The sequence below is a fragment of the Pseudomonas sp. LBUM1640 genome (assembly GCF_059716225.1).
Map to the genome: position 1 here is coordinate 6496026 of NZ_CP166816.1, position 13786 is coordinate 6509811.

Sequence of the window (13786 nt, forward strand, 5' to 3'; positions counted from 1 at the left end):
GAACAGTTTCGGGAAAGGTCCTACTTCACTTCTTCCAGTGCCTGGTTCAACGGCACATAAAACTCTTTGAACAGCGCATCCACCGCCTCTTTCGCCTGAGGTGTGACAAACCCCGCCTCCAGCACCAGCACCTGATACACCCCGCGCTTGATCGCCTCAGCGCTCAAATGGGTGGAGTTTTCATTGGTGGTGCACAAAAAACGCACCCACGAAGTGAGGATGATCCAGGCATTGAGGGTCAGGGCCTCGGTTTGTACCGGGTCCATAGTGAGAATGCCCGCATCCACAAACCCCTGATAGATGGCGCCGCCTTGGATCAGGCAGCGCTGGGAAAACCGCCGGTAACCGGTGGCCAGTTCCGGGTCGCTTTCCAGCAGGTGTTCGAGGTCGCGGTGCAAAAAGCGGTAGCGCCACATGCCAGCCAACACGGCCTGCAAGTAGAAGCGCTTGTCTTCGACGGTGACGGCGCGGCCTTGGGGCGGGCGCAGGAAACTGTCCACCAGGGCTTCATATTCGCGAAACAGCACGGCGATGATCGCCTGCTTGTTGGGGAAGTGGTAGTACAGGTTGCCCGGGGAAATTTCCATATGGGCGGCAATATGGTTGGTGCTGACGCTGCGCTCGCCCTGCTGGTTAAAAAGCTCCAGGCTGGTTTGCACAATGCGCTCGCTGGTCTTTACTCGTGGTGCCATAGGGGATCAGCTTCTATACACGTGATGGGGCATCTTACGGCCTATCCTTGTTTGGATAAATCCGCATGTTGCTGCAATGACATTTGACAATTTAGAGCAATGACTCTAAAAATCCAGGCAGACCTATAACAATTGGGAACTGCGCCATGTCTGCCACCATTGCCTATCTGCAAGATTCCCAGGCGCTGGATCAACTCCAGGACCTGTTCGACGCCCAGCGCCGCGCTTATGCCGCCAACCCGATGCCACCGGCCGCGCAGCGCCAGCAATGGCTCAAGGCCTTGCGCGACGTGCTCAGCGACGAACGCGAGGGGTTGATCAGCGCGATCAGCCAAGACTTCAGCCACCGCAGCGCAGACGAAACCCTGTTCGCCGAACTGATGCCCAGCCTGCATGGCATTCACTACGCCAGCAAACACCTTAAAGGCTGGATGAAACCTTCCCGCCGCGCCGTAGGCATTGCCTTCCAACCCGCGTCGGCCAAAGTCATCTATCAACCGCTGGGCGTGGTCGGGGTGATCGTGCCGTGGAACTACCCGCTGTATTTGGCCATTGGCCCGCTGGTCGGCGCTTTGGCGGCGGGCAACCGGGTGATGCTCAAGCTCAGCGAGTCCACGCCCGCCACGGGTGAATTGCTCAAGGCACTACTGGCGAAAATCTTCCCCGAAGACTTGGTGTGCGTACTGCTGGGTGAAGCCGAAGTGGGCATGGCGTTTTCCAAGCTGCGCTTCGACCACCTGCTGTTTACCGGCGCCACCAGCATCGGCAAGCACGTGATGCGCGCCGCTGCCGAGCACCTCACGCCGGTAACGCTGGAGCTGGGCGGCAAGTCGCCGGCCATCGTTTCCGCCGACGTGCCGCTCAAGGACGCCGCCGAGCGCATCGCCTTCGGCAAATGCCTGAATGCCGGGCAAACCTGCGTGGCGCCGGACTACGTGCTGGTGCCGGAAGACCGCGTCGAGGGGTTCGTCGAGGCCTACAGCAAGGCGGTTCGCAGGTTCTATCCGACCCTGGCCGACAACCCGGACTACACCGCCATCATTAATGAGCGGCAACAGGCTCGGCTGAATGCCTACGTCAAGGACGCCACCGACAAAGGCGCCACCCTGATTGCGCTTTACGATCAGGGCCAGGCACGGCGTATGGCCCACAGCCTGTTGCTGAATGTCAGCGATGAAATGACCGTGATGCAGGACGAAATCTTCGGCCCGGTGCTGCCGATCGTGCCGTATCGCGGCATCGACCAGGCGTTTGCCTACATCAGCCAGCGCCCTCGCCCATTGGCCCTGTATTACTTTGGCTACAACAAGCGCGAACAAAACCGCGTACTCCACGAGACCCACTCCGGCGGTGTGTGCCTGAACGACACCTTGCTGCATGTGGCCCAGGACGACATGCCCTTCGGCGGCATCGGCCCTTCGGGCATGGGCCACTACCACGGCCACGAAGGGTTCCTCACCTTCAGCAAGGCCAAGGGTGTGCTGGTGAAACAGCGCCTGAATGCGGCGAAGTTGATCTACCCGCCCTACGGCAAGTCGATCCAAAAGTTGATTCAAAAGCTGTTTGTTCGCTGATTCCGCCACTCTCGGGATAACAATAACAATGAACCCCAGCCTGACTGAAACACCTGCGCTGTCGCGGCGCGGCGTCCTCAAAATCGGCCTGTGCGCCAGCGCTTTCCTGGCCACCGCCGGGCTCGGCGCCAGCCTCAGCGGCTGCTCCAGCAGCACCCCGGCCAGCGGCTTTGCCATGCTGCGTAGCAGTGACTTGCCGTTCTTGCGCGCGGTGATCCCGGTGCTGCTCGAAGGCGCGGCCAGTGCCCAGGAAGTGGTCGCCGGGATCGAAGACACCCTGAAAAAGCTCGACTACAGCCTGCAGCACCTGTCACCGGAGATGTTCAAGCTCACCCAGCAGCTGTTCGACGTATTGAGCATGGGCATCACCCGTGGCCCGTTGACCGGTATCTGGGGCCGTTGGGAAAACGCCAGCAGTGAGCAGATCGGCAACTTCCTGCACCGCTGGGAAAACAGCTACCTGAACTTGCTGCGCATGGGCCAGGGCTCGCTGCTCAAGCTGGTGATCATGGCGTGGTACTTGCGCCCAGAGTCCTGGGCGCATTGCGGCTATCCCGGCCCACCCAAAATCTAGCCCTGATAACCCAATCGAAAATGTGTGGCTTGCCAGCGCCCACATTGGTTGCAACTTCGTACAAAAATAAGAGTGCACACCTATGCCCGTACCCGATCTGTTCCGCGACGGCCTGGCCCGCGGCTGGAAAACCCACAATGGCGCAGCGCTAGACAGCGACCTGACCCTGGAAGCCGACGTGGTGATCATCGGCAGCGGCGCCGGTGGCGGCACCACCGCCGAAATCCTCAGCGCCGCCGGTTACAAGGTGCTGCTGATCGAAGAGGGCCCGCTCAAGACCAGCAGCGACTTCAAGCTGCTCGAAGACGAGGCCTACGCCAGCCTGTACCAGGAAGGCATTGGCCGCATGAGCAAGGACGGCGCGATCACCATCCTGCAAGGCCGTGCCGTAGGTGGCACCACGCTGATCAACTGGACGTCGAGCTTTCGTACGCCCGACGCCACTCTTTCCCACTGGGCCAGTGAATACGCGGTAAAAGGCCACAGCAGCGCCGAGATGGCGCCATGGTTCGAGAAGATGGAGCAGCGCCTGGGCATTGCCCCATGGGCCATTCCACCGAATGCCAACAACGATGTGATCCGCAAAGGCTGTGAAAAACTCGGTTACAGCTGGCACGTGATCCCGCGTAACGTGCGGGGCTGCTTCAACCTGGGCTACTGCGGCATGGGTTGCCCGGTCAACGCCAAGCAATCGATGCTGGTGACCACCATCCCGTCCACGCTGGAGAAAGGCGGCGAGCTGCTGTATCTGGCCCGCGCTGAACGCCTCAAGTACAGCGGCGACACCATCAGCAGCCTGGAATGCGTGGCGATGGACGAACGCTGCGTGGCACCGACCGGGCGCAAGATCACGGTCAAGGCCAAGCATTACGTGCTGTCGGGCGGCGGTATCAACAGCCCGGCACTGCTGATGCGTTCGGACGCGCCCGACCCGCATTCGCGCGTGGGCAAGCGCACATTCCTGCATCTGGTGAATTTTTCCGCCGGGCAGTTCGACGAAGTCATCAACCCGTTCTACGGCGCGCCGCAGTCGATCTACTCCGACCACTTCCAATGGCTGGACGGCACCACCGGCAAAATGTCCTACAAGCTGGAGGCACCGCCCTTACACCCGGGATTGGCCAGCACTTTGTTCGGCGGCTACGGCACCGGCAACGCACTGGACATGAGCCAACTGCCCCACACCCACGCCATGCTCGCGCTGCTGCGCGACGGTTTCCACCCCGACAGCCCAGGCGGCACCGTGGATTTGCGCGGGGACGGCACGCCGGTGCTGGATTATCAGGTATCACCCTACGCCTGGGATGGCCTGCGCCGCGCCTTCCACAGCATGGCCGAGATTCAGTTCGCGGCGGGCGCCAAGTCGGTCAAGCCGCTGCACCACGATGCACGTTACGTGAGCACCTTGGCCGAGGCACGCAGCCTGATTGACGGCTTGAGCCTGGAATTGCATCGAACCACGCTGGGCAGCGCCCATGTGATGGGCGGTTGTGCCATGGGTGAAGACCCGAAAAACGCAGTGGCCGACAGCCTCGGTCGCCATCACCAGTTGCGCAACCTGTCGATCCACGACGGCTCGTTATTCCCCACCAGCATTGGGGCTAACCCGCAATTGTCGGTGTATGGATTAACCGCGCAACTGGCGACAGCCTTGGCCGAACGTCTGAAAACAGCGTGAAAAAATGGGGTATTCGCGGTGTCTATACGGCTTTCTTATGCATAAGTTGACTTGGCCGACCGGGATGGCTGCGATACCATCCGGTTCCCCAACGGACTCCGCCAGGACGACGCGATGAACCGAGTGTTGTACCCAGGTACTTTCGACCCGATTACCAAAGGCCATGGCGATTTGGTCGAGCGCGCCTCTCGCCTGTTCGACCATGTGATCATCGCGGTCGCTGCCAGCCCCAAGAAAAACCCGCTGTTTCCCCTGGAACAGCGCGTGGAGCTGGCGCGTGAGGTCACCAAGCACCTGCCCAACGTAGAAGTGGTGGGTTTCTCGACCTTGCTGGCGCACTTCGCCAAAGAGCAGAACGCCAATGTGTTCTTGCGTGGCCTGCGTGCGGTGTCGGACTTCGAGTACGAATTCCAGCTGGCCAATATGAACCGCCAACTGGCGCCGGACGTTGAAAGCCTGTTCCTCACGCCGTCGGAGCGTTATTCGTTCATTTCCTCGACGTTGGTTCGCGAAATCGCCGCTTTGGGCGGAGATATCACCAAGTTCGTGCACCCGGCTGTCGCAGATGCGCTGACCCTACGCTTCAAGAAGTAAGCTCAATGTGGCGAGGGAGCTTGCTCCCGCTGGACTGCGCAGCAGTCCCCATCTTTTCCAGCAGAGTGGGGCCACTTCGCGCCCCAGCGGGAGCAAGCTCCCTCGCCACCGAGACTGCGAACGACATTCGGGCTTGCCACACGCTCGCACTGCGGGCGCCAATGCGGCACAATTGTGCGCATTAGTTTTTCAGATGCCCTGGCTGACAGCCCTGGCAGGAGTTTCCATGTCCCTGATCATCACCGACGATTGCATCAACTGCGACGTCTGCGAACCCGAGTGCCCGAACGCTGCGATTTCCCAGGGCGAAGAGATCTACGTGATCGACCCCAACCTGTGCACCCAGTGCGTCGGCCACTACGACGAGCCTCAATGCCAGCAAGTGTGCCCGGTGGATTGCATTCCACTGGACGAGGCACACCCTGAGACTGAAGAGCAGTTGATGGAGAAGTACCGGTTGATTACCGGTAAGGCCTGAGCCTCTTTAGTGGCTGTTGGGGCCTCTTCGCGAGCAAGCCCGCTCCCACAGTTGACCGAGTTCCACCATAAGAATGCGGTCGAAGGTGGGAGCGGGCTTGCTCGCGAAGGCGGCAACAGCCATCACATAGCATTCAGCTCTGGCACTTAGGGCAAAACACACTCGCCCGCTGCCCCAGCACCACGTTGCGCAACTCCGCACCGCACACCTTGCACCCCTCGCCGCCCCGGCCGTAGACGAACAACTCCTGCTGGAAATACCCCGGCTGCCCGTCACCCCCGATAAAGTCCCGCAGCGTGGTGCCGCCACGTTCGATGGCGGCCGCCAGCACGCGTTTGATCTCAATCGCCAGCTTCAGGTAACGACCGCGTGAAATACCGCCAGCGGCGCGACGCGGATCAATCCCGGCGGCAAACAGCGCCTCCGTCGCATAGATATTGCCCACGCCCACCACCACCGCGTTGTCCATGATGAACGGCTTCACCGCCACTGACTTGCCACGGGACAACTGGAACAGCCGCTCACCATCAAACAGGTCAGTCAACGGCTCCGGGCCCAGGCGAATCAGCAACTCGTGATTGTGCGGGTCCTGGCTCCACAGCATCGCGCCGAAGCGCCGTGGGTCGGTGTAGCGCAGGGCCATGCCGGACTCCAGCTCGATGTCCACATGCTCATGTTTGGCCGCCGGCAGGCCGACCTCCACCAGACGCAGATTACCCGACATGCCCAAGTGGCTGATCAGCGTGCCCACTTCGGCATTGATCAACAGGTACTTGGCCCGCCGTTCCACCAGCACGATGCGCTGCCCGGACAGGCGCACATCAAGGTCTTCCGGGATCGGCCAGCGCAGGCGCCGCTCACGCACCACCACGCGGCTGACACGCTGGCCTTCCAAATGCGGCGCAATCCCGCGTCGGGTGGTTTCGACTTCTGGTAACTCGGGCATGTGTACCTCGTGAAGAAAGGGTCAGTGCGCGCCCAGTTCGCGGATCGACAACTTCATGCTTTCGAAGTCGTAGTCCGACAGGCCCACGTAATCCAGCACCAGATGGCCGATGGCATTCCACTCATGGTCCACGGTCTGGTTGCCCAGCACGCGATAGGACGAGCAGATGTGCTCAGCCATTTTCAGGATCGCCAGCAGGTTTTTCAGTTGCGGATTACGCGACGACTCATCGCTGAAAATCGCCAGGGCGTTGTGGTGGTTGGCGATAGCGTCGGTCACATGCTCCGGCAGGCGCCAGGATTTGGCGGTGTAATAACCCACCACGGCATGGTTGGTGTTGAACGCATTGTTCTCGGTATCGACTACGCGGCAGTCGGCACCAGCATTGGCGTAGGCCTCTTCGAGCACCACCATGTAATTGGGGAAGCGCTTGAGCATCAACGGCACGCCGCAATCGTGAAACAGGCCCAGGGCATACGCCTCGTCGACAGCTTGCGAGCCGGTGCGCTTGGCCAGCGTGAGGCAGGTCATGGCCACATCCTGGGCGGTGTCCCAGAAGCGGTTGAGGGTGACGATGGTGTCGTCGCTCATCTCGCCTTTGATCGACTGCGCGTTGATCAAGTTGATGATCGAGCGGCTGCCCAGCAGGTTTACCGCACGCTGGATCGAGGCGATCTTGTTGCTCAGGCCGTAATACGGCGAGTTGACGATTTTCAACAAGGCGCCAGACAGGCCTGGGTCCTGGGAAATCAACCGCGCGATCACTTCCAGGTCCGGGTCGGGCATGTACTGCTCCATCTGCAAATCCACCATGATTTGCGGTTGAGGCGGCACGCTGATGCCTTGCAGGGCCTGTTGGATCTGTTCGGCGGAAAGCTCTTGGGACATAAGTACACACTCTGGGCTAGGCGGGGATTCTAACCCTTATGAAGACTTGACCGACACCCAAATGCCGAACTGAAACCAGATCAAATGTGGGAGCGGGCTTGCTCGCGAAAGCTCGGTGTCAGTCACCGAATACAGTGGCTGATCCACCGCTTTCGCGAGCAAGCCCGCTCCCACATGTCCGGCGGCGCCGCGAATTCATGCACAACACGGTATACTCCCGCTCTTTTTTCCGGAGCGACGTCATGTCCCTGCCAAGCCTGCGTCTCAAAGCCAACGCCGATCGTCGTTTGCGCAACGGCCACCTGTGGGTCTACAGCAACGAAATCGACGTGGCAGCCACCCCACTTCACGGCTTCCAGGCGGGCGACCAGGCTATCCTGGAAGCGGCCGGCGGCAAGACCCTGGGCATCGTGGCCATGAGCCCGAACAACCTGATCTGCGCACGCCTGCTGTCGCGCGACATCAAGTTGCCTTTGGATAAGTCGCTGCTGGTGCACCGCATCAACGTCGCGCTGTCGCTGCGTGATCGCCTGTTCGACAAGCCGTTCTACCGCCTGGTGTACGGCGATTCCGACCTGCTGCCAGGCCTGGTGGTTGACCGTTTCGGCGACATCCTGGTCGTCCAGATCGCTTCGGCGACCATGGAAGCCCACAAAGAAGACGTGATCGCGGCCCTGACCCAGGTGCTCAAGCCAAGCGGCATCCTGTTCAAGAACGACTCCGCCGCGCGCGACGCCGAAGGCCTCAACCGCTACGTCGAAACCGTCTTCGGCCTAGTGCCGGAGTGGGTGGCGCTGGAAGAAAACGGCGTGAAATTCGAAGCCCCGGTGATCCAGGGCCAGAAGACCGGTTGGTTCTACGACCACCGCATGAACCGCGCCCGCATGGCCCCGTATGCCAAAGGCAAACGCGTACTCGACCTGTACAGCTACATCGGCGGCTGGGGCGTGCAAGCCGCAGCCTTCGGCGCCAGTGAAGTGTTCTGCGTCGACGCCTCCGCCTTCGCCCTCGACGGCGTGGAGCGCAACGCGGCACTGAACGGCGTTGCCGAGAAAATGACCTGCATCGAAGGCGACGTGTTCGAGGCCTTGAAAGAATTGAAAGCCAGCGAAGAACGTTTCGACGTAATCGTCGCCGACCCACCGGCCTTCATCAAACGCAAAAAAGACATGAAAAACGGCGAAGGCGCCTACCGCCGCCTGAACGAGCAAGCCATGCGCCTGCTCAGCAAAGACGGCATCCTGGTCAGCGCATCGTGCTCGATGCACCTGCCGGAAGACGACCTGCAAAACATCCTGCTGACCAGCGCCCGTCACCTGGACCGCAATATCCAGATGCTCGAACGCGGCGGCCAGGGCCCGGATCACCCGGTGCACCCGGCGATTGCCGAGACGCGCTACATCAAGAGCATTACCTGCCGGTTGCTGCCAAATAGCTAAGCTATAAGCGCAGATCAAAATGTGGGAGCGGGCTTGCTCGCGAAGGCGGTGTGTCAGTCGATGAATGTATTGACTGACACTGCGCATTCGCGAGCAAGCCAGCTCCCACATTTTTTTGCGTGGCGTGCGAAACGGTTTTGATTGAATTCCACATTTCGCAGGCTAGTATCGGTTTCTGGAATCACTCCGGAAAACAACAACAATGTCTGAGTCCTACGCCCAACCCACTGGCGACGTAAAACGCCAACAGCGCTCACGCTTCATCCTCATCACCTGCATTTCACTGATCAGCTTCTTCCCGATCAATATTCTGCTGCCCTCGTTTCCCGCGCTCGCCGCCAGGTTCGACACGCCTACGGCAGACATCGCGCTCTCCATCAGTTTATTCACGTTGGTCTTTTCGATCTCACAACTGGTCGCCGGCCCGCTGTCGGACAAATGGGGGCGCAAGGAAGTCCTGATGGGCTGCATCACGCTGTCGATCGTGGGGGCGATGGGATGCGCATTGGCGTCGAATTACCTGACCTTCCTGATGTTTCGCACGCTGCAGGCCATGGGTTGCGGGTTCTTCGTACTGGGCCACGCACTGGTGGAAGACCTGTTCGAGGAACAGGACCGAGCCCGCGTGCGCCTCTACTACATGACCCTGAGCGGCTCGTTTGTCGCGCTCTCGCCACTGATCGGCTCCTGGCTACAAACCACCTTCGATTGGCAAGGCAGCTTCTATGGTTTCGCCCTGATGGCGCTGGGCATGTTGATCCATGCGTTCTTCACCCTGGCGTCCAAGTCCGCCAGCCCGCACCGCGCGCCGGTGTCGGTCATCGGCACACTGAAAGCCGTCGCCCGCAATCGAGACTTCCTGCGCTATTGGTGGATCGCCGCGCTGGTGTTCGCCTGTTATTTCGCGTTGATCAGCGTGACACCGCTGATTTTCATGGATGAGTTGAAGCTGTCCGAATACCAATACGCCTTGGTGCTGATGGTGTACGGCCTGGCCTATCTGTTCGGCGGCGTGGCGGCGTCGTATCTGCAAAAGCGCATCTCACTGCCGCGACAAATCAACATCGGCCTCGGCTTGCTCAGTGTGTCTGGCGTGCTGCTGGCGCTGATCATCCACTACGAAGCCATAACGACCATCACCCTGCTCATTCCCATGCTGATCAGTGCCCTGGCCGTGACGCTGGTGCGGCCAGCCGCCATTTCGGCAGCGATGTTGCTGTTTTCAAGCAGCGCCGGCACTGCAGCCTCGGCCGGCAACAGCATCATGTTCATCACCGCTGCCGTCAGCAGTGCGGCATTGACTCAGACAGGTGGTCATCTGCTCATGACCATCGCCATCAGTTTCATCGGGCTCAGCCTTTGGGGGCTGCTGACCAATAGGCGGATCGGGCGACGATAACGGCTTTCGGTGTTTAGTCAGGGCCCTCGGACCACGAATCAAACGTTTCAGACGTGGTGCGCTCGTCGAGCACGTGCCGCTCCTGATAGCTGACTCCGAGCCACGTCGGGGCGAGGAGCGGCGTATTGATCAACACCAACAACACGCAAGTCAGCAACGCTATTGCCGGGTTAGTCACGCGCAAGTTGCTGAGCCAGACAGCCGAGCGCAAGACCATTGCCCACACCGCTGCCAAACCGTACAGGCCACCTAGCAACGCCAGCCCAAGGCCGATAAAACGTTGCGTCGACACACCATATTGCTCAACCCACAACCAGGTCGAATAAAACGCCAGTACGGCCAAAATCAGAGGGCACAGCAAGCTCAACTCGATAAAACGCACCAACCATTTTGGGTAGGGGCTGGGTTGGTTGCCGTCCTGAAATACACCATTAAGCAAGAACAACTGGACAGCGCACAACCCCAGCAAAATCGGCATTGAATAACCCGTAGCCCAGACCTGGGCGAGCCCAATGAACGGCAGCATTAGGATAAACAACACACTGATCAGTGCAATCAAAGGCAACCCCCATCTACAGGCGCCAAACAGCATATTGCGTATCAGGCCGATGGTTTTTTCGTTGCGTGTGCCTAGGTACATGCCCAGCGAGAACACCATCGGCAGGCTGACGCACATGAAGAATTCGCGCCAGAAGTGGCGCTTGAAAAACTCGATGCCCACTATCTGCATCAGCCGACCCCAGAGCATGACCAGCGCGATATACAGCCCCATCAGGATCAGTGCGAACAGCACAATGAGCACGCTGTTCCACGCTTTCCGAGACAACTCCTCATACCGCCAGCGCTGCCCCTTGGTGGCGGGCCAGGCAGATAAAAAGCAGGCGCCGATAGTCGCGAGCGGCACCAGGCTGAGGATCCAGGAATCGACACGCGCGCCACTGATACCTGCAGGCTCGGTCCCGTAACTGACCCATAGCGTCATGCCGCCCATCAACAAAGTGAACGTAAACACAGCCAGCACAGAGCGCCACTGCCGGATTTGTTCCCCCAGCAGCTGCAACGCGGTACCCCCCACCAAGAGCAGAGTCCAAGTGAAAAGAAAGAACGTTTCACCCACGAAAAACAACAAATCGGAGCCATAGAACACCATGCCCTGAAACAGGCCGATCAGCAGGCAAAACCAAAAAAAACGATTGATACCGGGCATTCAAATTCCTTTGGCCGGTGTGTAGGCCGAAGCCGGCGAGTCTAAACAGGCTACATTGCGCTAGATATCGGCCCTTGTAGGCCCTGACTTATCAGCGAGAGAGATTTGTCCGGCGTCGACAGACGGTCTGAAACCGCGAGCCCACGCATCCGGCGCTCACACCTGCCCATTCCCTCCCGCCGCCAGCGGTGTAGAATCGACGCTATTCATCGCCAGTCATCCCCCGGCGGGTTTATGAGCTCGAGGCCCAAGCAAGCGGCGATCCCGCGACGCGAGTGGCAACGTTTGGACACACGGCCATTTTCTGAGTGTTCCAGACGTCAATAGAAGCTCACTTCCCCTTTAGCACCTGATTAGTACCTGATTAGCCGCCCGGAGTGCTCCATGCCAGATTACCGCTCGAAAACATCCACCCACGGCCGCAACATGGCCGGCGCCCGCGCACTGTGGCGTGCCACGGGGATGAAAGATGACGACTTCAAGAAGCCGATCATCGCGATTGCCAACTCGTTCACCCAATTCGTACCGGGCCACGTCCACCTCAAGGACCTGGGCCAACTGGTCGCCCGCGAGATCGAACGCGCCGGTGGCGTTGCCAAAGAATTCAACACCATCGCCGTGGATGACGGCATCGCCATGGGCCATGACGGCATGCTGTATTCCCTGCCGAGCCGCGAGATCATCGCCGACTCCGTGGAGTACATGGTCAACGCCCACTGTGCCGACGCCATCGTGTGCATTTCCAACTGCGACAAGATCACCCCCGGCATGCTGATGGCCTCCCTGCGCCTGAACATCCCGGTGATCTTCGTGTCCGGCGGCCCGATGGAAGCCGGCAAGACCAAACTCGCTTCCCACGGCCTCGACCTGGTCGACGCCATGGTCATCGCCGCCGATTCCAGCGCTTCTGACGAGAAGGTTGCGGAATACGAGCGCAGCGCCTGCCCGACCTGCGGTTCGTGCTCCGGCATGTTCACCGCCAACTCGATGAACTGCCTGGTGGAAGCCTTAGGTCTCGCGTTGCCGGGCAACGGTTCCACGCTGGCCACCCACAGCGACCGCGAGCAGCTGTTCCTGCAGGCCGGCCGCACCATCGTCGAGCTGTGCAAGCGTTACTACACCGAGAACGATGAGTCGGTGTTGCCGCGCAACATCGCCAACTTCAAGGCGTTCGAAAACGCCATGACCCTGGACATCGCCATGGGCGGTTCCACCAACACCATCCTGCACTTGCTGGCCGCCGCGCAAGAAGCCGAGATCGACTTCGACCTGCGCGACATCGACCGTCTGTCCCGCCACGTGCCGCAACTGTGCAAAGTCGCGCCGAACATCCAGAAGTACCACATGGAAGACGTGCACCGCGCCGGCGGGATCTTCTCGATCCTCGGTTCCCTGGCCCGTGGCGGCCTGTTGCACACCGATCTGCCGACCGTGCACAGCAAATCCCTGGCCGAAGGCATCGCCAAGTGGGACATCACCCAAACTGACGACGAAGCGGTGCATCACTTCTTCAAGGCAGGCCCGGCCGGCATCCCGACGCAAACCGCGTTCAGCCAGTCGACCCGTTGGGACACCCTGGACGACGACCGTGAAAACGGCTGCATCCGCAGTGTCGAGCATGCCTACTCGCAGGAAGGCGGCCTGGCCGTGCTGTACGGCAACATCGCGCTGGACGGCTGCGTGGTGAAAACCGCCGGTGTGGATGAGTCGATCCATGTGTTCGAAGGCCGCGCCAAGATCTACGAAAGCCAGGACAGCTCGGTACGCGGCATCCTTGCCGACGAAGTGAAAGAAGGCGACATCGTCATCATCCGCTACGAAGGCCCGAAAGGCGGCCCGGGCATGCAAGAGATGCTCTACCCCACGTCGTACCTGAAATCCAAAGGCCTGGGCAAAGCCTGCGCCTTGTTGACCGACGGCCGCTTCTCGGGCGGTACTTCGGGCCTGTCCATCGGCCACGCTTCGCCGGAAGCCGCTGCCGGTGGCGCAATTGGTCTGGTGCAGGACGGCGACAAAGTGCTGATCGACATTCCGAACCGCTCGATCAACCTGTTGATCAGCGACGAAGAGCTGGCCGCGCGCCGCGTCGAGCAGGACAAGAAAGGCTGGAAGCCGGTGGAAAAGCGTCCGCGCAAAGTCACCACCGCGTTGAAGGCTTACGCCTTGCTGGCCACCAGTGCCGACAAGGGCGCCGTGCGTAACAAAGCCATGCTCGACGGCCTGTAAGCCCCGCGCATAAAAATGCCCCGCCACGTGCGGGGCATTTTTTTGCCTGCATAAAACCTTTAGAACACTGAAGATCAACTGTGGGAGCTGG

At 60.2% G+C, this 13786-nt stretch carries 12 protein-coding genes; 8 read left to right on the plus strand and 4 right to left on the minus strand.

Translation table 11 applies throughout. The features are described from left to right. Positions 1–20: 20 nt before the first annotated feature. Positions 21–692, minus strand: a complete 672-nt coding sequence (locus tag ACA065_RS28960) for a TetR/AcrR family transcriptional regulator (protein ID WP_497692524.1) — start codon at positions 690–692, stop codon at positions 21–23. Positions 693–838: 146 nt separating this feature from the next. Here ACA065_RS28960 and ACA065_RS28965 point away from each other — a divergent pair, with 146 nt between their 5' ends. From ACA065_RS28965 to ACA065_RS28985, 5 genes are all read left to right on the plus strand, one after another. After that, positions 839–2266, plus strand: coding sequence for a coniferyl aldehyde dehydrogenase (locus tag ACA065_RS28965; RefSeq protein ID WP_497692525.1), 1428 nt, complete (start codon positions 839–841; stop codon positions 2264–2266). Positions 2267–2294: 28 nt separating this feature from the next. Then, complete coding sequence (locus tag ACA065_RS28970) at positions 2295–2840, plus strand: twin-arginine translocation pathway signal protein (protein ID WP_497692526.1); 546 nt, start codon at positions 2295–2297, stop codon at positions 2838–2840. Positions 2841–2922: 82 nt separating this feature from the next. Then, a complete protein-coding gene (locus ACA065_RS28975) occupies positions 2923–4518 on the plus strand; it encodes a GMC family oxidoreductase (protein WP_497692527.1) in 1596 nt (531 codons plus the stop codon). 114 nt (positions 4519–4632) lie between these two features. Further along, a complete protein-coding gene (coaD, locus tag ACA065_RS28980) occupies positions 4633–5112 on the plus strand; it encodes a pantetheine-phosphate adenylyltransferase (protein ID WP_003176711.1) in 480 nt (159 codons plus the stop codon). A 226-nt stretch (positions 5113–5338) separates the two neighbouring features. Beyond that, entirely contained in the window at positions 5339–5590 is a 252-nt protein-coding gene (locus tag ACA065_RS28985) for a YfhL family 4Fe-4S dicluster ferredoxin (protein WP_003213796.1), read from the plus strand. Positions 5591–5723: 133 nt separating this feature from the next. On the opposite strand, the gene mutM is transcribed toward ACA065_RS28985, so the two are convergent. Continuing rightward, positions 5724–6536, minus strand: a complete 813-nt coding sequence (gene mutM / locus ACA065_RS28990) for a bifunctional DNA-formamidopyrimidine glycosylase/DNA-(apurinic or apyrimidinic site) lyase (RefSeq protein ID WP_497692528.1) — start codon at positions 6534–6536, stop codon at positions 5724–5726. Positions 6537–6557: 21 nt separating this feature from the next. Continuing rightward, a complete protein-coding gene (locus tag ACA065_RS28995; RefSeq protein ID WP_497695434.1) occupies positions 6558–7370 on the minus strand; it encodes an HDOD domain-containing protein in 813 nt (270 codons plus the stop codon). Positions 7371–7666: 296 nt separating this feature from the next. Between ACA065_RS28995 and ACA065_RS29000 the strand changes: the two genes are divergently transcribed. Beyond that, positions 7667–8863, plus strand: a complete 1197-nt coding sequence (locus tag ACA065_RS29000) for a class I SAM-dependent rRNA methyltransferase (RefSeq protein ID WP_178966048.1) — start codon at positions 7667–7669, stop codon at positions 8861–8863. A gap of 202 nt (positions 8864–9065) precedes the next feature. Further along, on the plus strand, positions 9066–10262 hold the full coding sequence (locus ACA065_RS29005; RefSeq protein ID WP_497692529.1) for an MFS transporter: 1197 nt from the start codon (positions 9066–9068) through the stop codon (positions 10260–10262). Positions 10263–10275: 13 nt separating this feature from the next. Here the strand turns inward: ACA065_RS29005 and ACA065_RS29010 are convergent, their stop codons facing one another. Next, positions 10276–11469: a hypothetical protein gene (locus ACA065_RS29010; RefSeq protein WP_497692530.1), complete on the minus strand. Its 1194-nt coding sequence runs from the start codon at positions 11467–11469 to the stop codon at positions 10276–10278. Positions 11470–11853: 384 nt separating this feature from the next. On the opposite strand from ACA065_RS29010, the gene ilvD reads away from it, so the two are divergent. Beyond that, a complete protein-coding gene (gene ilvD, locus ACA065_RS29015) occupies positions 11854–13695 on the plus strand; it encodes a dihydroxy-acid dehydratase (protein WP_497692531.1) in 1842 nt (613 codons plus the stop codon). The last annotated feature ends 91 nt before the right edge of the window (positions 13696–13786 follow it).

Coding starts and splice junctions, on each gene's coding strand:
- ACA065_RS28960 (WP_497692524.1), bottom strand. CDS start 692: ATGGCACCACGAGTAAAGACCAGCGAGCGCATTGTGCAAACCAGCCTG.
- ACA065_RS28965 (WP_497692525.1), top strand. CDS start 839: ATGTCTGCCACCATTGCCTATCTGCAAGATTCCCAGGCGCTGGATCAA.
- ACA065_RS28970 (WP_497692526.1), top strand. CDS start 2,295: ATGAACCCCAGCCTGACTGAAACACCTGCGCTGTCGCGGCGCGGCGTC.
- ACA065_RS28975 (WP_497692527.1), top strand. CDS start 2,923: ATGCCCGTACCCGATCTGTTCCGCGACGGCCTGGCCCGCGGCTGGAAA.
- coaD (WP_003176711.1), top strand. CDS start 4,633: ATGAACCGAGTGTTGTACCCAGGTACTTTCGACCCGATTACCAAAGGC.
- ACA065_RS28985 (WP_003213796.1), top strand. CDS start 5,339: ATGTCCCTGATCATCACCGACGATTGCATCAACTGCGACGTCTGCGAA.
- mutM (WP_497692528.1), bottom strand. CDS start 6,536: ATGCCCGAGTTACCAGAAGTCGAAACCACCCGACGCGGGATTGCGCCG.
- ACA065_RS29000 (WP_178966048.1), top strand. CDS start 7,667: ATGTCCCTGCCAAGCCTGCGTCTCAAAGCCAACGCCGATCGTCGTTTG.
- ACA065_RS29005 (WP_497692529.1), top strand. CDS start 9,066: ATGTCTGAGTCCTACGCCCAACCCACTGGCGACGTAAAACGCCAACAG.
- ACA065_RS29010 (WP_497692530.1), bottom strand. CDS start 11,469: ATGCCCGGTATCAATCGTTTTTTTTGGTTTTGCCTGCTGATCGGCCTG.
- ilvD (WP_497692531.1), top strand. CDS start 11,854: ATGCCAGATTACCGCTCGAAAACATCCACCCACGGCCGCAACATGGCC.